Origin of the sequence: Flavobacterium terrisoli, assembly GCF_030167905.1 — a bacterium.
Classification (GTDB): domain Bacteria; phylum Bacteroidota; class Bacteroidia; order Flavobacteriales; family Flavobacteriaceae; genus Flavobacterium; species Flavobacterium terrisoli.
Genome location: NZ_JARGNA010000008.1, coordinates 118,865 through 139,526, shown reverse-complemented (window position 1 = coordinate 139,526; position 20,662 = coordinate 118,865). Strand labels below are relative to the sequence as shown.

Genomic DNA, 20,662 nt, shown 5'->3' with positions numbered 1-20,662 from the left:
TAAGAAATGACATTGTTCTCATCCCAATTCAAAACTGGTAATCCCAAATATCTTTTCGATAGGAGTTTTAGGGGGTGTTCCTAAATACATTCGGGCACATTCAAAAACATAAGATGCCTGGTATTTTTGAACCAAAGCAGCAGCGGCTTTATTACTCATTGGAATATCTAAATAAACAGGTTGCCCAATAGCTTCGGTCAGGCAACGCTCGTATAGCGCTGCGGCTATGGTATCATTTTCGGCAAAAAGAGGACCGATTTTATAGCCGGTTTGGCATCTTCTTATCACAGCAAATCCGCCCAAATGATTATTGGCGGTAAACTTAAAAACTTTGGCATTGACAGCATTGAGCCAAAGGGTCAAAAAGCGTTCACGCGATACACCGAAGCATTCGCGGTCTAAAGCACTGATGGCGTTAAAATCTTCTGCATTGGCAATTTCTACGGCAGGATTCACATCATAATGCATTCCCATTTTTTCATAACGCTCATCCCGGAAAGCGATGTTAAAACCACCTTTTTGATAAAAGGATTGCATGGCAACCACGCCGTCCATACCAATGGCTGCACCATTTTGCAAACGGGACAACAAAGTATCGCGGCGTAGTTTCCAAAGTGTTCTGCCGATGCCTTTTGTTCTGTAATCAGGATGGACAATAAAAAAGCCCATAAAGCCAAATCGCCCATCATAGGAAACAATCGAACCACCACCGATGAGTTTGTCCTCATCAAAGTAACCGTAAAAACCTTCGGGATCAGTGTTCCAAAAGAGTTCAGCATCATCCAATCCGGGATTCCAACCTTCCTGAGCGGCCCAATCGACCAGGATTTTAAACTCTTCAAAGTTGAGCGGTCTGAAGGATAAATTATCATTATTCAATGTCATAGATTTTAAATAAGATTGAGAATAGGATAAAGTTAACATTTTTTTGTTTTCAATAAGGCCTGATTTTATAAGGTTTAAAACGTCTTTTTTGGTCTTGAAAAAAAATAATTTAAAAAAAAATGTTAATTCTGAAACAACCGTTTCAGAATTAATTATATCTTTGTCCCAGAAATTTGAATACCATGGCACGCAGTGTTGAATTTAATGAATGTGAGATTATAGAAAAAGCAATGAACGTCTTTTGGGAAAAAGGGTATCACGCGACTTCTATGCAGGATTTGGTAGATGCCATGCAGATTAACAGAAGCAGTTTGTACAATACCATTGGTGACAAACATTGTTTATTCATAAAATGTGTTACCGTTTATGCCGAAGCCGGTTTAAAGGAAACACAGGAAAAAGTGGCCAAGGAAAAATCAGCTTTACAGGCGTTAATCAATATCATTCGTGATAAGGCAGCTTGGGTTGTAGATTCTGAAAAAGGCTGTTTGGGAATCAAAACCGTTTTTGAAATTGCTCCCGAAGACAGCCAGGTTAGAAATGTGTTAATCAAAAACAGCGCCTTATACCTGGAGTTAATGACCAACTTAATCCAAAAAGCGATAGACGATGGTGAGTTGGATGGAAGTGAAGAGGCGCCTTTATTAGCAGAATATATCATGACGACATTTACAGGATGGAAACAGGCTTTTATTTTAAACCAGGATCCAATTATTATCAAAAAAATGTCTGAATACCTTATTAAAAGTATTACCCGTTAGTACTTTTTTTTAACAACAATTCTGGAACAATCATTTCAAAAAATGAATGTGAGGAAGAAGTACAATATTTTGTAAAATCAGCTTTAATTCTGGAACAATCGTTTCAAAATAAAGGTATTACAATCATAAAATTTATATCAAACAGCAATAATTCTGAACCGTTCATTTCAAATAGTAATATGGAAACTTCAATAAATAAGAATCAAAAACATTTGATATTAAGAGGAGAATGTCCAGTGGACATTCGGTATAAAATCTAATTATTTCAGATAAACAAAATTAGAATGACAAATACAAATACAAATCAAAAACAAAAATCAATAACTATCAAAACAATCATTATGAAGAACTTAATTACCTTGAGCTTAATCGCTCTGTTTTTAGCCAGTTGTGCCGACAAAAATGCAGGCGCACCGACTAGTGCACCGGCAACCTTACCGGTTCTGGACATCGCTTACCAATCAACCACTACCGATACTGAATATCCGGTAGCCATACAAGGAAAAACTGATGTGGAAATCAGAGCGCAAGTAAGCGGAACCTTGGATAAAATTTATGTAGATGAAGGTGCTTATGTTACAGCAGGTCAGCCTTTGTTTAAAATCAACGACAATCCTTACCGTCAGCAATACAACAATGCAACGGCTAGTTTGAATGCGGCAGAAGCTGCGGTAATTAATGCCCAATTGGAAGTAGAAAAGCTATTGCCATTGGTACAAAACAAAGTCGTATCGGATTATCAATTGAAAACAGCCAAAGCTAATTTGGCGATAGCCAAAGCAACCGTAGCGCAATCTAAAGCAGTGGTGGCAACGGCCCAAATCAATTTGGGTTACACGACCATCAAAGCACCGGTTAGCGGTTATATCGGAAGATTACCAAGAAAACAAGGAAGCTTAATCAGTCCGGCTGATCCTGAATCATTGACCACATTGTCGGATACCAAAGAAGTGTACGCTTATTTTTCTTTAAGCGAAAATGATTTTATCAACTTCAAATCACAGTACAAAGGCAATTCGGTAAATGATAAATTAAGAGGTTTGGCACCGGTTTCTCTAGTGTTGTCTGACGATACTGAGTATGCTGAAAAAGGAAAAATCGATATGGTTGACGGTCAATTTGATAAAACCACCGGAGCCATTACGCTGAGAGCGAAATTCCCAAATGCCAACGGACTCTTGCGTTCCGGAAATACAGGAAGGGTAAAAATCAGTATGCAACACCAAAACGCGATCGTGGTTCCTCAAGAAGCGACTATTGAAATTCAGGATAAAATTTATGTCTTCCTGGTGGACAAAAAGAATGCAGTGACCAGACAACCGGTAGTTGTTTCTGCCAAGAGCGGAACCGATTATTTGATTAAGGAAGGCATTGCGACCGGAGACAGAATCGTATTAAAAGGTTTTGAAAATCTGCCTGACGGCGCGACCATTATTCCTGACACGAGCGTAAGCGAACTGGCGAAGCAAAATGCTAAAAAAGTAGTGGCCAAAATTTAATCAAGAAAAACTAAATCACTTATCATGTTACAAAAATTTATTGACAGACCCGTGCTGTCAACAGTCATCGCTATACTTATTGTGATCCTCGGAACAATTGGTTTACAAACGCTTCCGTTACAGCAATTCCCTGATATCGCGCCGCCGGCAGTGCAGGTTGTAGCGCTTTATCCTGGAGCCAATGCAGAAACAGTTTTGCGCTCGGTTGCACCTTCACTGGAAGAAGCCATCAACGGGGTAGAGAATATGAGTTATATGAGTTCTACCGCCAGTAATGATGGTTCGCTTGTAATCACAGTCAATTTTAAACTCGGAACCGATCCCGACCAGGCCGCTGTAAATGTCCAGAACAGGGTGTCACAAGCTACCAGTCAATTGCCTGCAGAAGTAGTTCAGGCGGGAATACAGACGACCAAAAAACAAAACAGTCTCTTGATGGTTGTTGATTTGTACACCGAAAATGAAAAACAATACGATCAAACTTTTTTGAACAATTATGCACAAATCAATATCATTCCCGAGATAAAAAGGATTCCCGGAGTAGGGCAGGCTTTTATTTTTGGAGGAAACAAGGATTACTCGATGCGTGTTTGGTTAAATCCATCAAAAATGGCCGCTTACAAACTAAGCGCTCAGGAGGTTTTGGGAGCCATTCAGGATAAAAACCTGGAAGCGGCACCGGGACGATTTGGCGAAAGCAGTAAAGAAGCCTTTGAATATGTAATCAAATACAAAGGGAAATTAAACAATCCGGGTGAATACGAAAACATCGTAATCCATTCCAATGCGGATGGTTCCGTACTTCGTTTAAAAGACGTTGCACGTGTTGAATTTGGTTCGTATTCCTATGGAAGCAGCACACGAATAGACGGAAAATCAGGATTGAATATTGGTATTTTCCAATTGCCGGGTTCCAATTCAAGTGATGTGCAGATTGCCATCAGGGAAATGATGGAAAAAGCGTCAAAGGATTTTCCAAAAGATGTCAAACACCTGATTTTATACAATACCAAAGATTCTTTGGACATGTCGATTTCGCAGGTGAAATCAACCTTGATTGAGGCTTTCCTGTTGGTATTCCTTGTCGTGTTTTTATTCCTTCAGGATTTCAGAGCAACATTAATTCCGGCGATTGCGGTTCCGGTTTCTATTTTAGGGACGTTCTTCTTTATGCAGGTTTTTGGATTCTCGATCAACTTACTTACCCTTTTTGCCCTGGTGTTAGCGATTGGAATTGTAGTCGATGATGCGATTGTCGTTGTCGAAGCGGTTCACGAAAAAATGCACAGCAAGAAATTGTCGGCGAAAGCCGCAACCACTTCGGCGATGAGCGAAATTACCGGTGCCATCATATCAATTACATTAGTCATGTCGGCCGTGTTTTTACCGGTCGGATTTATGGAAGGTTCTACCGGAGTTTTCTACCGTCAGTTTGCCTTTACTTTAGCGATTGCAATTGTGATTTCTGCGGTAAATGCGTTGACATTGAGTCCGGCTTTGGCAGCCTTATTTTTAAAAGATGTGCCTCATGATGATCACCATCATGGTGAAGAAAAACCGAAAAACTTTAAGGAAAAATTCTTTATCGGATTCAATACCGGTTTTGCCAAACTGACCAATCAATATGTAAAAAGTCTTCAGTTTTTAATCAAAAACAAATGGGTAAGCTTTGGTGGATTGGCTGTAGTTATTGTAGCAACAGTCTATATGGTAAAAAATACCTCCACAGGATTCATTCCATCAGAGGATCAAGGATTTATTGCGATTTCGTTATCAATGCCTGCCGGAGCATCTTTGGAAAGAACCAAAAATGTAATGGAGGAAGTGGAAGGTAAGTTAGGGAACCTTCCATCTAAAAAAGTGCTGAATGTTATTTCGGGCTTTAATATGCTAACGCAATCCACCAGTTCTTCGGCCGGAGTGGCATTCATCTTGCTCAAACCGGCTAAAGAACGCGGTGAGCATTCAGACATCAACGATATCATGAACGATGTGCGTGGAAGACTGGCCGGAATAAAAGGCGCTAATTTCTTTGTGTTTACCTTCCCAACAGTTCCCGGCTTTAGTAATGTTGACGCTTTGGATATTGTGCTGAAAGATAAAACAGGAGGAACCATCAGCAAGTTTAGCGGCGTGAGTAATGCGTTTATCGGCGAATTGATGAAACGTCCCGAAATAGCGGTTGCCTTTACCAGTTTCAAAGCCGATTATCCACAGCTGGAAATGGAAGTGGATGATGTTAAAGCAGAGCAATTGGGCGTGAATGTTAGGGACATTCTCCAAACGATGCAGACCTATTACGGAAGTGCACAGGCGTCTGATTTCAACCGTTTCGGAAAATACTACCGTGTGATGGTTCAGGCTGAGGTAAATTCCAGAACCAGCATAGAATCGATGAACAATATTTTTGTTAAAAACCGATTTGGCGAAATGGTTCCGGTGTCTTCATTGGTAAAAATGGTACCGGTTAACGGTTCCGAAACGGCTTCACGATACAATTTGTTTAACTCCATTGGAGTGAATGCCATAGCCAAACCCGGATTTAGCTCAGGCGCTGCCATCAAAGCCGTTCAGGAAGTGGCCGAAACGAAATTGCCAAAAGGCTATACCATTGAGTTTTCCGGTTTGACCAATGAAGAAATTACTTCATCAGGACAATCAGCCATGATATTCGGATTGAGCTTGTTGTTTGTGTTCTTCTTATTAGCAGCACAATATGAAAGCTACATCCTTCCGATGGCAGTATTGTTATCGATACCAACAGGAATCTTCGGAGTATTTGCCGCTATTGGCTTGACGGGAATTGAAAACAATATTTATGTACAGGTTGCGCTAATCATGCTCATCGGATTGCTGGCCAAAAATGCCATCCTGATTGTCGAATATGCCGTGCAGCGAAGAAAAGCAGGTAAATCACTCTTGGCTTCGGCATTGGAAGCAGCCAAACTGCGTTTGCGACCAATCATCATGACTTCATTTGCTTTTGTTGTTGGGCTTACCCCAATGATGCGTGCGACAGGACCATCAGCTTTGGGTAACCATTCGATTAGTATTGGTGCGGCAGGAGGAATGGTTTCAGGAGTAATCCTGGGAATATTTATCATTCCGGTTTTGTTTATAACCTTCCAGTATTTACAGGAAAAAGTAACCGGGAAGCCATTGGCTGTTTTGAATAACGAAAAACAAGCTCAAGCCTAATTACACAAAAATTAAAAATCAGATTATGAAACGATATATAAAAATAAATGTGTTGGCGATGCTAATGATGGTAAGTTTTACTGCATTGGCACAGACCGTCAAACCTGAAGTTCCCGCAAATTTCAGAAACAGCACAGCCGCTGATACGACCAACATCGCCGATATCCAATGGAAATCTTTCTTTGAAGAAAGCGATTTGGTCAAACTAGTCGATCAGGCTTTGGCTAAAAATAACGATTTGCAAATCGCCGAAAAGAATATCGCGATAGCCAATTTGCAATTCAAGCAAAGCAAATGGGGCAATGTGCCACAATTGAATGCTTCTGCAACAGCTTCAAGCACCAGACTTTCAGATAATAGCTTTAACGGAATGAATATCAGTCAGGCATTGGGACAACACCATGTGGATGATTTTTCAGCCGGATTAAATCTTTCCTGGGAAGCCGATATCTGGGGTAAAATCAGAAGCAGAAAGAAAGCAGCACAGGCGGTTTATATGCAAACGGCCGAAGCCAAAAAAGCATTGCAAACCACCATCGTGGCTGCTGTTTCCAATGGTTTTTATGACTTGTTGATGTTGGATGCCCAATTGGCGATAGCCCAAAAAACTTTGGAAATCAATGACCGCACCTTATTCGCAGTCAATCTGCAGTATGAAGCCGGAAATGTCAACTTATTGGCGAAACAGCAAACCGAAGCCAACCGATTGATTGCGACGCAATTGATTCCCGAGCTGGAAAAGAACATCCAATTACAGGAAAACGCCTTGAGTGTTTTATCAGGGACTTTTCCTGAGGCGAAGGAAAGAGCCAGTAAACTCGAAACCATAATTGTAAAAGACAATCTGTCTGCCGGAATTCCATCGCAATTGTTGAGCAAACGCCCGGATGTAAAAAGCGCGGAACTGGCTTTAAAAGCAGCCAATGCTAAAGTGGGAATTGCCAAAGCGAGTTTGTATCCTTCATTGAATATTACGGCTGTTGGTGGTGTGAATTCTTTTGAATCGAGCAATTGGTTCAACATTCCGGCCTCGCTTTTTGGGTCGGTTGCCGGTGGATTGACTGCGCCATTATTGAACGGAAAAAGATTAAAAACACAATACGAAGTAGCCAAATTGGAACGCGACCAAGCTGTGATTCAGTTCAGACAAACTGTTTTAGTTGCTGTGGGTGAAGTATCGAATGCGTTGGTAAAAATTGACAAACAGGAAAAACAATACACCATCGCTGTTGAACGTGTTGCGACGTTACAGAAAGCAGTCGACAACGCCAATTTGCTTTTCAAAAGCGGTATGGCGACTTATCTTGAAGTGAATTTTGCTCAAGGCAATCTGTTACAAGCCGAATTGGAATTGGCCACTATCAAAAAAGAAAGATTAGCATCCAATGTTGAGCTTTATAGAGCTTTAGGTGGCGGATGGGAATGATTTAAGTATTAACCAAAACAAAACGAACTATGAAAAACACAAGCTTTTTTGACCATGTAAAATGTGTCGTGAGAAATGAATGTAACAATATAGAAGATCAGAAGTCTGAAATTCAAAACGAAGAACTCAAAACAGAAAATGCAAAACAGGAATCAAAATTGAATTTTCAATTGTTTGATATAGACCAGGTATTTGCCAATTGATTGCTAAAATGATAACCGTACTATTGTATCCGATTTCACTGATTCCGTTGCGGATTTTATATATCATTTCCGATGTATTTGCTTATTTGCTGTTCCATGTTTTCAAATACCGTCGTGATGTAGTGAAAGCCAATATTGCCAAATCCTTTCCTTATCTTGATGAGGAAGAGAGGATGGCGATTGAGAAAAAGTTCTACAAGAATTTTTGTGATCACTTTATGGAGACCTTAAAATTGTTATCCATATCGGAAAGGCAATTGCAAAAGCATATCACAGCGGATTATTCCGAGCTTGAAAAAGTTTTGGCCAGCAATCAAAATGCCCATATTTATTTAGGGCACCAATTCAATTGGGAGTGGGCGAATGCTCATGTGGCTTCGGCATTTAAAAATACCAATGTTGTGGTGGCTTATAAACCTGTAAGGAATAAATCATTTAACGATTTAATGCTCAGGATAAGAAGCCGGTTTGGTTCAAAAATGGTTTCTTCCAGCAATATGAAAAAGGAAATGGAAGCTTTTACACAGCAACAGCATGTTTTGATATTGGTAGCAGACCAAAACCCCATTGTGCCTAAAAAGAGTTTTTGGACGTCATTTTTATCACAGCGAACGGCTTTTATCAGTGGAACGGAGTTATACACTGCGGCACACAAAACACCCATTCTTTTTGCCGAAATCATACGCGAAGACAGAGGCCATTATAAGTTTGCTTTAACGCCGGTTTTCGATTTTACAGCGCAATATAAGACGGGAATGATTACCAGTATTTTTACCGGGAAATTGGAAGAAACCATCAAAAGCCATCCGGAAAATTATCTCTGGAGCCATAAGCGATGGAAGCATGCTTACAAAGAAGAGTACCACAATAGGTTTTTTGACAAGTCAATGATATTACAATAAAATAAAGATTGTCATCGAATGTTGCATCACACCGTTGGTTAAGTAGCGGTTAAGAACGATTGATAGGTGATTATTTTTTGTTTGAGTCCCGGAGTGATGACCCGGGGCTTTTTTTTTGACGCAACCTTTCCGACTGTATTTAATCCTATTCATTTAAAAATTTAGCGCTATTTTTGGAATGTTTTTAAAATTTCTATCTATCAAATCGATTATTCCATTTTTGTTTTTCTTCTTGTTTTGGTTCACTACAGCCGGTGCGACCGATAGCAAACAATGCGATTCCATTATCAAAACGGGAGTCGAATTGATGCTGAAGAAAAATCACGTCAAGTCACTGGAGTTGCTTTCGAATGCCCGGGATTTGGCCGAGAAAAACAAATGGTACAAGCAATTGTTTTTGGCCCAAAATAATATCGGGAACAATTATTATATGTTGCTCGATTATGGTGAAGCGCTGAAGCAATACCTTATCAGCTACCAAATTGCAGTCAAGCATTTAGATCCGCAACACGAGATGATAGTGCTAAACAATATTGCCATTTTATATGGTAAGGAAAAGAAGTTTGAGAAGGCCAATGAGCATTTTTATAAAGCCTATTTGATTGCCAGAAAATACAATGACTCGCTCAAAATGGGTTTGTATTCGATGAATTTGGGCAGTTTGGCCAATGATGAAAACAAACTCCAAAAAGCCCGAAACTATCTCAATGACGCGCTGGGTTATACCAAAAATCCGACGGTCGCCATTCCGACTCAAATAGGAATCTGTGCCAATGATCTGTTATTGGGTGAAACCCAAAGAGCAAGAGTCAGAGCGATAAGTTTGCTGCCAAAATTAAAAGCGGAAGAAGACATTGACCATCGCATCAACCTCTCGACCATTATTGCCAAAAGTTATCTGAAGGAAAACAATCTGTCATCGGCTTTGCAATGGACCAATAATGCCCTGTCGGAGCAACCCGATTTGGAGAATAAGATTGAATTGTACAGGAACTTGTCGGATATTTATTTTCGTCTGAAGTCTTATGATTTGGCGTTTCAGTATAAGGATTCCATCAATATTTCAGATAACGAACTCAATAAAATAAAGAACGGCAAGTTGTATGAAAGCAGCGAAGTCAAATTCCAGATTCAGAATTACAAAGAGAAGATTGTCGAAAATGAAGCCAAGATCCAAAGCGAACGCAATATTTTCTACTCGGTCATCCTGGTCATTGCTTTGGGGATTATCATCCTGATTTTAATCTTCAGAAACCAACTCATCAAAAACAAGCAAAAAGAGTTAATCATCAAGCGCGATCAGGAACTTATAGAATTCAAACTCCAAAAGGAAATGGCGGATAATGCCTTGCTGCATGAAAAGGAACGCACCACCTTATTGGAACAGGAAAGACTGCAAAACGAAATTGAGTTGCGAAACCAAAAAATCTTATCAAGGGCTTTGTACCAATCGGAAAAAAATCAACTGCTGCAGGACATTTTAAAATCGCTGTCGGAAGTGCCTCAGCTTTCGGAAAACAGCACCATCATCAAAGACATAAAGGCTTTAAAGGATTACCTCAAAACCGATGATGACTGGGACAATTATGTGCGTCATTTTGACGATGTCAATCAGGGATTTATTAAAAGACTGACCGAAAAACATCCGCAATTAACGACAACTGATATCCGTTATATTTCTTATGTTTATATGAATCTGGATACCAAAGAAATTGCCAATATGCTCCACATTACTCCGGTCGCCTGCAGAAAACGCAAGGAAAGAATTGAAAAACGCCTTGAACTTCCCGAACACCTTTCTTTGAACGCTTACCTGCTTAGTATTTAGGCTGTCACTTTTGCGATTTATTTAAGTTGCTGTTTTATAGCTTATTATAATTGGCTAACTTTGTGTTGTCACAAATTATTCTCTCCAATGTCACAATTTGTCACGCCCAAAAACGTGCCGATTAAGGCTGCCCTTTCTAAATTTGTACTAACTAACAAATTAATCTTTAAAAACTTGCCTTATGAAAAAAACACTACTATTTATTTTTTGTTTAATTAGCCTGGGAAGAGCATCAGCACAGGCACCGCAAATTACAGGTGACCTGATGCTTTGCCCTTGGACCAATGGAACAGCAACGGTAACCAATCCTATTTATGATACTTATCAGTGGTATTCTAAATATTGGTTTTCTTCTGATCCTTATGTGGCGATTGACGGTGCAACACAGTCTTCCTTTACTTATGACTGGTATACTTATGACCAATCTCTTTTTAAAGTGGTGGCCACGCTCAACGGAAATACTTATGAGTCGAATGTGATTCAGATAGACAGTTATGCCTGGGTTGGCTTTACGGTAGGTACCGAAATGAATGAGTTCGTTTCAATCAATCCCAACAACGGAAATATGATGTTGTGTCCGGGTGGAAGTTTTACGGCTTCGATTTTTATGCCTTATGATTCGGGTATCCAATGGTATAAAAACGGCACACCTATAGACGGCGCTAATGAAATGAATTATTTAATTACCGGTCCGGGTTCTTACCATGTGGTTGCCGCACCAAGTTTCTGCCCGAACAGTACGAGCAGCAATGAATCTTTACCCATCGTTGTGGAAGAAGATACCAATTGTAATTTAGGCGTAGGAAATCCAAATCCGAATGCTGCCTTTACGATTTATCCCAATCCAACCGCAGCCACTTTATACTTGAGTTTATCCAATGATGCCCATTTTACAAAATACCGCATTATTGACGCAGCCGGAAAAGTTTTGGCAGAGAACAACTTAATCTCAGGACAAAATACAGCGGCGATCAATGTGAATCATTTGTCAGCCGGTTTTTATCTGATCCAATTGCAGGGGGAAAACCAAACCACTGTAAAACGTTTTATCAAAAACTAAAACTAAATCTAAATACACAACAACTAAGAAATCGGGACTCACTCCCGATTTTTTTTTTTGTTATTATCAACATTCAATCGCAAGCATTAACGATTGCTTTTATCCTCTATTAAAGCGGTAGGAGCATACCCAAAGTGTTTTTTAAAAGCATAAGAAAAGTGCGAGAGGTTTTCAAAACCTATTTCGAAATACACTTCAATAGGTTTTTTGTTTTTCTCGGCAAACAGGTAATGGGCGAGTTCCAAACGTTTTTGGGTAAGCCATTTTTGAGGCGTGGCATTGAAGGCTTTTTTGAAATCGCGTTTGAAGGTTGTGAGGCTTCTTCCTGTGAGGTAACTAAATTTTTCCATTGGCATATTGAACATAAAATTCTTTTCCATAAATCCGGCCAAGTCAATTTTACCTGGTTCTTCAAAGTTGGCTAAAATACCGTCAATGTTATTATCAATTTCTCTGAGTATGCTGATGGCTTCTGTAATTTTTAGTGAAGCGATATTTTCAGGAAATGGTGTCGTTATGTCAAAATAGGGCAACAGTGATGTAAAGCAACTTTGCAACAAAGGATGGTTATTGAATATACGGATTTTAGGTATCGCAGTTGCCTCTTTATTTACTTCAATATTGGCGTAAAACTCTTTTAATCTTTCCGTCGACAAGTGCATGGCCACTGTTTTATGTGGTAATCCATCTTTTGGGTAATTGATTACTGTTGTCAACTGATTTCGTGGAATTAAGAAAATGTCACCTGCTTTAAATATATAACTGGCTTCAGCTTGAATAATCTTTGTTTCCCCTGAGATGAACCATACAAGCATATGATGGTCAAATGTTAATTCTGTTTTGAAGAGCTTGTCTTCATAACATGATAATTTAATTTCTGGGGTTATGTAGTTTGTCTGAAAATCCATTTCGATTTATTGCTTATGCTTTATCAAAATTAATTAAATATCCTGAATAGTAACACCTGTCATTTCCTCGCTTAAACTCCACAGTTTCCAAGCTAGATCTTCGTCTAACGAATAAGGCATTACACCACTTGTCCCAAAAGTATCTTCCTTTGCATTTCCGAATAAATTGGCAACATCAGTGTCTTCACAGTATACGCCTCCAATATTGTTAAGCAATGGGCTGGTAGCACACCAAACGGTAGTAGCGGCGCCTTCCGGAACAGATTTCAGATTGGCAGCAATTTCAGGAAGAATATTGCCATAGGCATCGCAAAATCCCATTTGCTGTAATAAATCCAATGATGCTTCTCTGGCTAATTCAGTACCGCCAATTGAACCTGGATGTACAGCGTAGGCTCTTATATTGTAGGCTTTGGAACGATTGTCCAACTCAACGGTAAAAAGATTGCTCGCGGTTTTTGATTGTCCGTAGGCCAATAATGTTTGGTATTCCCGATTTAGAAAATTAGGATCCTCAAAGTTGAAGGGCGCCATTTGATGTCCTAAAGAAGAGACATTGATAACCCTGGCTCCATTTGCTTTTTTAAGGGCAGGAAATAATCTTGAAGTGAGATGAAATTGTCCCAGATAATTTGTTGCCAATTGTGATTCAAAACCACGAGTATCTCTGCGTAAAGGGACCCACATTATTCCTGCGTTATTGATTAATAAGTGCAGCGGTCTGTTTGATGCCATGAACTTTTGTGCAAACATATCAATTGATTGTGGATTGATACAATCCATAGCTTCGATTTCAACATTGGTAATGCCTTCTAAATTTTTCTTTGCTTTTTCAGTGTCTCTCACTGCTACTATTACCGTAGCTCCTGCAGATGCCAGTGTTTTAGTAGTTTCAAGACCGATACCAGTATTACCACCGGTTACAATAACTATTTTCCCTGTTAGGTCAATCCCTTTGATTACGTCACTTGTGGTTGATTTTGCATTAAACCCGCTGCTTAAAGGTTGTTGTAGGACTCCCTGATAATTGTTTGTTTTCATTTTTTTATTTGATTTAAATTATAGGGACAAAGTTAGAGTGTGTTTGTTATCACAGTTTTGTTTAAAAGACCATATCTACTTTGTTTAAAAGGCCGAATTATTGAATGTTCAGTTAATTGCTTTGAGGGATTAAATATTGAGAATATTTATTGCGGAAACGTTCTATTGTTTATAAAACGGTACAATTTATGATGATTTGAAAACCAACAACACCAATCCTCATGGCCGCATTTTTAAGAAAGAAAACGATCATAATCCTTGTAATTCTGGCGCTTGTCATAGCGACAGGTTTGTACATTTCGACTTATTTTACTTTCACTTCTCTTAAAGAAACTGTAGTTTACATCCAACCGTTGGGTGATGTCAATGTTGACTACAGCAATCATCTGAAAAAATCTGTCGAAGCGTTCTACGGTTATGAGTGTGTAATCAAACCTGCGCTACCACTGACAGCTGATTTGTTAGCGCCCAGTAAAACCCGATATGAGGCTTCTAAGATATTGGTGAAATACTTGTCCAATCACAATTTACTGTTGGTTACAGAGAAAGACATTGCCCATCATAAAAACGCTGAGTTCCCCGAATGGGGCATTTTTGGTCTGGGATTCAGACCCGGAAAAACCTGTGTGGTTTCCACGTTTAGGTTGCAACGCAATGTATCCCGTGCCCAGTTTTTAGAGCGGTTGAGAAAAGTTGCGCTGCATGAAATAGGACATAACCTCGGATTGGATCATTGCACCCATCATTCCCAATGCATGATGAATGATGCCAACGGAACGATTAAACAGGTTGATCAGGAAAAAGTGTGGTTTTGTGACCAATGCAGAGCGCAGTTAGCAGAATAATTTCTTTTAAGCCATCACTAATGCCATTTCATTTTGCGTAATAAAATGTTCCAAACCAAAATGGTTGAGGCAATTAATGGTTACAGTAGCGGTATCTTCTATATTGGTCAGGATTAAAGGTTTGTCTGTTTCCCCGAAAGCATATTGCAACAGGGCAGAAGCCAATCCTTTTTGGCGCTGTTCTTTGGCTATAGCCAATTGGAAAATTTTATTGCTTACAGGATTGTAGATGAGATAACCTACCAGGATATTATCCCTGAAAATCCCCAAAGCCTTGATTTGTGGTCGTATCAGTTCAACGGCTTCGATATCATTCTGCCAACTCGGAGTAACCTCCCCAAAAGTTTTCAGGACAGCCCAATCTAAAGTAGCAAGCGTTCTGATTTCATAATTATTACTTAGTATTTTAGCCTGATAATGGCCTTTGAAACACAGTAATCTCCGGGTGTTTTTAAATCCAATGGCTTGGTAAGTTGTAATGGCCGGTTCATTGGTATCAATCACTTCCAGGAGAATTTTGCTAACACTTTGTTCGCGGAGTATTGGCAAAATATAATCATACATTTTTTGCGTAAGCCGTTGCCCTCTGTGCGAAGGAATGACCGCGGTTCCGCCATTGTAAACCCATTGCTGACCGTTTCTGGTTTTGTTTCCATGAAGGATAAACCCAACCAATTGATCTTCGTCAAAAGCGCCAACGGAAAGATTCCATTGTACATTTTCGCTCCGCATTTTATAAGCCCATTGCTCAGCAGTCATTTGCACCGGAACGCTGTAATCGGAAAAACCTTTGTTAAAGGCTTCCATTACAAGGGTTGGGTCAATTCCGTTTAAAGTTCTGATTCGCATAGCCACAAAAATAGCATAAAAAGGGATATTGAGGGCGATAGTTTTGACAGCCAATGTGCGAATTATATAATAAACCACTTGTTATTTATAATACTTATCCGGATTAATTGTGTCAAATTTGTATAGATAACTGATTTATAATAAAATAACAAAGGTTGTGTAGAACACACGCTACTATTCTGATACAAAAGTGACGCTGTCAAAATACGTAAAGAAAGGCTTTAAGATAGTTTGCTGGATAATAGGCTCTATTATCGGGTTGTTCCTGCTATTGGTTTTATTGATCCAGATTCCGACAGTACAGGATGTTATTAAAAACAAAGCCGTTGCTTATCTCGAAGGCAAAATCCACACGCCGGTCAGCATTGGCAGCATCGAAATTGGGCTACCCAAAAAAATCATTCTGGAAGACATTTACCTGCAAAGCCAAATCGGAGATACTTTATTGGCAGGGAAAAAAATAACAATTGATATCAGCCTTTTTAAATTGTTGGATGATGAGGTAGAAATCAATGCTGTCAGTTTGGATGGTATCATAGCTAACGTTAAACGCGATAAAGATTCAGTCTTCAATTTCGATTATATTATTGATGCTTTTGCTTCCAAAACGCCAAAAAAGGATAGCAAGCCCACCATTTTTTCCGTTCACAAAATCAGCCTTAAGGATATCCGGTTGCACTTTGATGATGCTGTAACCAAAAACAATCTCAATGCATCACTAATTAGTTTTGATACTAATATGAAGACATTTGACTTAGAGAAAATGGATTTTGATGTGCCAAAGATTAACCTTCACGGACTGACCGTAAAACTAAAACAGGGCGAATTGGTGCGTGAAATTGCCACCAAAACCATCGTAACTACCGATTCGCTGATTAAGAAAAGACCCGATTTGAAAATCAAACTGGGTAAAATTGATTTTACCAAAATAAACATTGGTTATGACAATGCCGGGACACGACTCAATAGCGGGCTCATATTGAACAAACTTTTTATCGATTTTGAGGAAACCAATTTGCAAAAGCAAAAAATAGCCATCGACCGATTTGAATTAACAGGCTTAAAAGGCGGATTAACATTGGGCAGAAACGACCGCAGACTCAATATCAATACTCTTCAGGCGCAAGAAACTCCCAATTGGCAACTGAGCCTGAATACGGTCAGCTTGCAACAAATTGATTTCCGTTTTGATGATGAAAATACGCTACGGGTCAAACGCGGTATTGATTACAGGCATTTGAATGTAGAACAACTCCAACTCGAAGCAAAAGGCCTGAAGTATGCCAATGAAGTCGTTTCCGGGAACATCAAATCATTTACCGCAAAAGAGCAAAGCGGTGTAAATATACAAGCGCTTCGCACCGATTTTACCTATAGTCCCCGAGGCGTAAATCTCAAAAATCTCTATTTAAAAACACCACAAACCTTGCTCAGAAACCAAGTTGGTGTTAATTATCCGTCTGTAAAAGCACTGCAAGCGAATCCGGGCATATTGGGAATCAATGCCAGTTTACAAAATAGCCACGTGTCGGTCAAAGACATCTTACTGTTTGCACCCGAAGTGAGTGAAGTAGCACTTTTTAAAAACAACCCAAACGCCATAGCCAAAATCAACGGACAGGTTAAAGGTCAACTCCAAGACCTTATTTTTCCTAAAATGCAAATCAGTGGCATAGGCACAGTGAACATGATAGCAAGCGGTAGAATTATTGGCTTGCCGGATGGCTTGAAAGCGTGGTATAATCTAGACATCAAGTACCTTCAGTTACAAGCCGATGACGTTCGCCGGGTTATAGGCGATGAGTATATTCCGGGGAATATTCAGTTGCCGGCGCGGATGAATGTTAAAGGCAGGTTCAGAGGAAAATTAGACAATTTCAATACCGATATTGTTCTGAACAGTAGTTTTGGCGGTGCCAAAATAAAAACCCATTTTGATTATAGGGTAAAAAACAAAGAAAGATACAATGGCGTTGCTGAACTCAATAATTTTGACATGGGTCAGTTAATCAAAGACCATTCGATAGGTAAAGTAACCGCCAAAGCCAAAATAAAAGGCACCGGATTAAATCCCAAAACGGCCACAGCAACAGTAGACGGCTTTATGCGAAAAGGAGACTTTAATGGTTATACTTATCAAAATCTTGCGCTAAAAGGCGGTATTGTGAATGGAGATTACCAAGCCACTGCCAATAGCACCGACCCGAATCTCGAATTTGATTTGGTTTCCAAAGGCAGTTTTAAAAACAAATATCCAGAGGTTCAACTCCAATTGAATTTGGCTTTGGCCGATTTAGAAAAGTTGCACTTTCATACCGGACCGTTAAAGGTAAGAGGCCAACTTGAGGCCAATCTGCCCACCGCCGATCCCGATTTTCTCAACGGAAAAATAGCGGTTCACCATTTGCTTTTTTCGAACGGGAAAGAACAATTCCAATTGGATTCCATTAACATCACAGCCATTGCAACAGCGGAAAAGAATACGTTGCAAATCAAATCCCAACTCCTTAAAGCCAGGATGGAAGGGAAATACCAGCTCAGCCAAATAGCCACTGCCTTATCCAATTCGATAGCGAATTATTATGATGTGAAACCTTCAGTAAAGAAAAAACTAACCCCGTCACAGCGATTTGATTTTGATATTAATGTCAGTAATGATCCGGTAATTACCCAATTGTTCCCCGAGATTACCCAATTACAGCCTATCAGTATTAAAGGCCGATACAACAGCGTTAACGATACCATTGTACTCAGGGCAACTGTACCAAAACTGGTCTATGGCACCAATACGATTACCAATGCCGTGGTCAATATCAATACCAAAGACGATGCTTTAGTGTATAATGTTTTTATTGATGAAATTCAAAACGCCCAGTTGCGACTGCCCGGTACTTCAATCGAAGGCGTCATCAAGGAAAATACGCTGGGCTTCAGCTTGCGATTGCTGGATGATAAAAGCAAAGACCAATATTTAGTCGCCGGAAACTTAAAAGCGATAAACGGCCATACCGAATTCCATTTGTCCCCCGAAGACTTACTGCTCAATTATGAAAAATGGACAGTCTCCGAAAACAACCTCATTCGTTTTGGGAATGATGGTATTTATGCCAACGATTTTACACTCAGAAACGAAGGAAGCCTTGTTCGGTTACAGTCGCAATCGAATATGCCAAACGCGCCGTTGCTGATTAATTTTACCGACTTTAACATTGCTACACTCTCGCGTATGGTGCAAAAGGAAGCCTTGGCTTTCGGCGGTATCATTGACGGAGAAGTGCGATTGGAAAACCTCAATACCCAATTCATTTTCGTCTCTGACCTGACCATTGAAAATTTCTCCTTTAAGAAAGAAACCATCGGCAACATCAGTCTCAAAGTTGATAATCGGGTGGCCAATACTTACGCGGTTCAAGCCACGCTTTCAGAAAAGGGAAATCAAGTGGCGCTGAACGGTGTTTACCGATATGGCGACCAAAGCTTTGACTTGAACCTCGACATGCAGCAATTAAATTTGTTGAGCATTCAGCCCTTTACCTATGACCAGCTTACCAAAAGCAGCGGGTATGTTTCAGGGAAATTCCATATCAAAGGCACTTTTGACCAACCCAAAATCATAGGTGAGCTGCAATTTCACAATGGTGCTTTTACGGTAACCAAACTGAATTCGGCCTTTGAATTATTGAATGATTCCATGAGTTTTACTGAAGCCGGAATGGTGTTCAAAAAATTTACTTTGTCCGATTCCAAAAAAAACACCCTCGAACTGCGCGGGAAAGTGGATACGCCCAATTACCGCGATTTTGCTTTCGATTTGAGAATCAATGCCGATAATTTCAGAGTGACCAATTCGACCGCTAAAGACAACGACTTGTATTATGGAAAACTGTTTGTTGACACGAGATTAAGAGTCAAAGGCGATCTTAATAAACCGGTGGTTGAGGGCAATATCAAAGTCAATAAAAGTACCGAGCTTACCATCGTTTTGCCACAATCTGATCCCGCGATAGCCGATAGGGAAGGCATAGTCGAATTTATTGACCAGGATGCACCGTTGGTAGATGAGCGATTCGCTGTAACGCTCGATTCGCTTAATAAATCAAAATTCAAAGGAATGGATGTTTCTGTCAATATTGAAGTCAACAAAGAAGCCGAACTGACTTTGATTATCGACAAAGGAAACGGCGATTATCTCAAACTCAAAGGAGAAGCACAGCTTACCGGAGGCATCGATGAATCCGGAAAAACCACGCTCACCGGGCGTTACGAACTCAAAGAAGGTTCCTATGAAATGACCTTTAATTTCCTCAAAAGAAAATTTGAAATCCGGGAGGGCAGTTATATACTTTGGACCGGCGAACCCACTTCTGCCGATATCAATATCAAGGCTGTTTATAAAACCAAAACGGCACCGATTGACTTGCTCGACGATCAGTTGGGCGATGTTTCCCCAACCGTTAGGAACACCTATAAACAGCGCATCCCGTTTGAAACGGTATTGAAAATGAATGGCGAATTGCTAAAACCGGTGATTACTTTTGACATCATATTGCCCGAAGGCAATTATAATGTTTCCTCAGAAATAGTCAGCACCACGCGAACGAAATTGGCACAATTGCGCCAACAACCCGATGAACTCAACAAGCAAGTATTTGCCTTATTGCTATTAAACCGATTTATCGGAGAAAATCCTTTTGCCAGTGAGGCAGGCAGCGGCACTGAAACCTTTGCGCGCCAGAGTGTGAGTAAAATACTGTCTCAACAACTCAATAATCTGGCCGGTGACTTAATCAAAGGGGTTGAGGTCGATTTAGACCTGGAAACGTCCAATGATTACACCACAGGAGAAAAGGCCAACCGCACCGATTTGAACGTAGGGGTTTCAAAACAATTGCTGAATGACCGCTTAAAAGTTACCGTGGGCAGCAGTTTTGGCATTGAAGGACCTGAACAGGCCAATCGTGACCTGACCAATATAGCCGGTGATGTTTCTGTGAGTTACCAACTCTCTAAAGACGGCCGCTATATGCTGAGAGCGTATCGCAAAAATGAATACCAAATTGCCCTGCAGGGACAAATCATTGAAACCGGCGTCGCCTTTATCATCACGATGGATTACAATAAGTTTACCGAACTTTTTCACCGTTCGGAAGAAGAGAAAAGAATTAAAGAGGCGCTGAAACGAAAAATGAAAAGAGATAAAGCCTTAGAAGACGAACAGAAAGAACAACCGCCAACAGAAGAAACAGAAAAATTATAA

14 protein-coding genes are annotated in these 20,662 nt (G+C 40.0%); 10 read left to right on the top strand and 4 right to left on the bottom strand.

The features are described from left to right. Positions 1-18: 18 nt before the first annotated feature. Positions 19-924 (bottom strand): GNAT family N-acetyltransferase, encoded by a 906-nt coding sequence (locus P1K33_RS12465; protein ID WP_284653313.1) that lies wholly within the window; start codon positions 922-924, stop codon positions 19-21. Between the two features lie 143 nt (positions 925-1,067). Here P1K33_RS12465 and P1K33_RS12460 point away from each other — a divergent pair, with 143 nt between their 5' ends. From P1K33_RS12460 to P1K33_RS12425, 8 genes are all read left to right on the top strand, one after another. Continuing rightward, on the top strand, positions 1,068-1,646 hold the full coding sequence (locus tag P1K33_RS12460; RefSeq protein ID WP_284653312.1) for a TetR/AcrR family transcriptional regulator: 579 nt from the start codon (positions 1,068-1,070) through the stop codon (positions 1,644-1,646). A gap of 341 nt (positions 1,647-1,987) precedes the next feature. After that, entirely contained in the window at positions 1,988-3,145 is a 1,158-nt protein-coding gene (locus P1K33_RS12455; protein WP_284653311.1) for an efflux RND transporter periplasmic adaptor subunit, read from the top strand. 24 nt (positions 3,146-3,169) lie between these two features. Continuing rightward, positions 3,170-6,343 (top strand): efflux RND transporter permease subunit, encoded by a 3,174-nt coding sequence (locus P1K33_RS12450; protein WP_284653310.1) that lies wholly within the window; start codon positions 3,170-3,172, stop codon positions 6,341-6,343. 25 nt (positions 6,344-6,368) lie between these two features. After that, positions 6,369-7,769 (top strand): efflux transporter outer membrane subunit, encoded by a 1,401-nt coding sequence (locus P1K33_RS12445; protein ID WP_284653309.1) that lies wholly within the window; start codon positions 6,369-6,371, stop codon positions 7,767-7,769. 29 nt (positions 7,770-7,798) lie between these two features. Continuing rightward, positions 7,799-7,972: a hypothetical protein gene (locus P1K33_RS12440; RefSeq protein WP_284653308.1), complete on the top strand. Its 174-nt coding sequence runs from the start codon at positions 7,799-7,801 to the stop codon at positions 7,970-7,972. A gap of 8 nt (positions 7,973-7,980) precedes the next feature. After that, positions 7,981-8,874, top strand: a complete 894-nt coding sequence (locus P1K33_RS12435; RefSeq protein ID WP_284653307.1) for a lysophospholipid acyltransferase family protein — start codon at positions 7,981-7,983, stop codon at positions 8,872-8,874. A 178-nt stretch (positions 8,875-9,052) separates the two neighbouring features. After that, positions 9,053-10,702 (top strand): tetratricopeptide repeat protein, encoded by a 1,650-nt coding sequence (locus P1K33_RS12430; protein ID WP_284653306.1) that lies wholly within the window; start codon positions 9,053-9,055, stop codon positions 10,700-10,702. 181 nt (positions 10,703-10,883) lie between these two features. Beyond that, positions 10,884-11,762 carry a T9SS type A sorting domain-containing protein gene (locus P1K33_RS12425; RefSeq protein WP_284653305.1) on the top strand — a complete coding sequence of 293 codons (879 nt, stop codon included), beginning with the start codon at positions 10,884-10,886 and terminating at the stop codon, positions 11,760-11,762. 86 nt (positions 11,763-11,848) lie between these two features. Here P1K33_RS12425 and P1K33_RS12420 read toward each other — a convergent pair whose 3' ends face one another. Continuing rightward, positions 11,849-12,670: a helix-turn-helix domain-containing protein gene (locus tag P1K33_RS12420; protein WP_284653304.1), complete on the bottom strand. Its 822-nt coding sequence runs from the start codon at positions 12,668-12,670 to the stop codon at positions 11,849-11,851. A 33-nt stretch (positions 12,671-12,703) separates the two neighbouring features. Then, positions 12,704-13,711 (bottom strand): SDR family NAD(P)-dependent oxidoreductase, encoded by a 1,008-nt coding sequence (locus P1K33_RS12415; protein ID WP_284653303.1) that lies wholly within the window; start codon positions 13,709-13,711, stop codon positions 12,704-12,706. Positions 13,712-13,932: 221 nt separating this feature from the next. On the opposite strand from P1K33_RS12415, the gene P1K33_RS12410 reads away from it, so the two are divergent. Next, complete coding sequence (locus P1K33_RS12410; RefSeq protein ID WP_284653302.1) at positions 13,933-14,556, top strand: matrixin family metalloprotease; 624 nt, start codon at positions 13,933-13,935, stop codon at positions 14,554-14,556. 6 nt (positions 14,557-14,562) lie between these two features. Here P1K33_RS12410 and P1K33_RS12405 read toward each other — a convergent pair whose 3' ends face one another. Continuing rightward, positions 14,563-15,459, bottom strand: a complete 897-nt coding sequence (locus P1K33_RS12405) for a GNAT family N-acetyltransferase (protein WP_284653301.1) — start codon at positions 15,457-15,459, stop codon at positions 14,563-14,565. A gap of 136 nt (positions 15,460-15,595) precedes the next feature. On the opposite strand from P1K33_RS12405, the gene P1K33_RS12400 reads away from it, so the two are divergent. Then, entirely contained in the window at positions 15,596-20,662 is a 5,067-nt protein-coding gene (locus P1K33_RS12400) for a translocation/assembly module TamB domain-containing protein (protein WP_284653300.1), read from the top strand.

Bases quoted from the DNA above. Each gene is read 5' to 3' on its own strand.
- P1K33_RS12435 (WP_284653307.1), top strand. From the start codon at position 7,981: ATGATAACCGTACTATTGTATCCGATTTCACTGATTCCGTTGCGGATT.
- P1K33_RS12420 (WP_284653304.1), bottom strand. From the start codon at position 12,670: ATGGATTTTCAGACAAACTACATAACCCCAGAAATTAAATTATCATGT.
- P1K33_RS12450 (WP_284653310.1), top strand. From the start codon at position 3,170: ATGTTACAAAAATTTATTGACAGACCCGTGCTGTCAACAGTCATCGCT.
- P1K33_RS12460 (WP_284653312.1), top strand. From the start codon at position 1,068: ATGGCACGCAGTGTTGAATTTAATGAATGTGAGATTATAGAAAAAGCA.
- P1K33_RS12445 (WP_284653309.1), top strand. From the start codon at position 6,369: ATGAAACGATATATAAAAATAAATGTGTTGGCGATGCTAATGATGGTA.
- P1K33_RS12455 (WP_284653311.1), top strand. From the start codon at position 1,988: ATGAAGAACTTAATTACCTTGAGCTTAATCGCTCTGTTTTTAGCCAGT.
- P1K33_RS12465 (WP_284653313.1), bottom strand. From the start codon at position 924: ATGTTAACTTTATCCTATTCTCAATCTTATTTAAAATCTATGACATTG.
- P1K33_RS12415 (WP_284653303.1), bottom strand. From the start codon at position 13,711: ATGAAAACAAACAATTATCAGGGAGTCCTACAACAACCTTTAAGCAGC.
- P1K33_RS12425 (WP_284653305.1), top strand. From the start codon at position 10,884: ATGAAAAAAACACTACTATTTATTTTTTGTTTAATTAGCCTGGGAAGA.
- P1K33_RS12440 (WP_284653308.1), top strand. From the start codon at position 7,799: ATGAAAAACACAAGCTTTTTTGACCATGTAAAATGTGTCGTGAGAAAT.
- P1K33_RS12410 (WP_284653302.1), top strand. From the start codon at position 13,933: ATGGCCGCATTTTTAAGAAAGAAAACGATCATAATCCTTGTAATTCTG.
- P1K33_RS12430 (WP_284653306.1), top strand. From the start codon at position 9,053: ATGTTTTTAAAATTTCTATCTATCAAATCGATTATTCCATTTTTGTTT.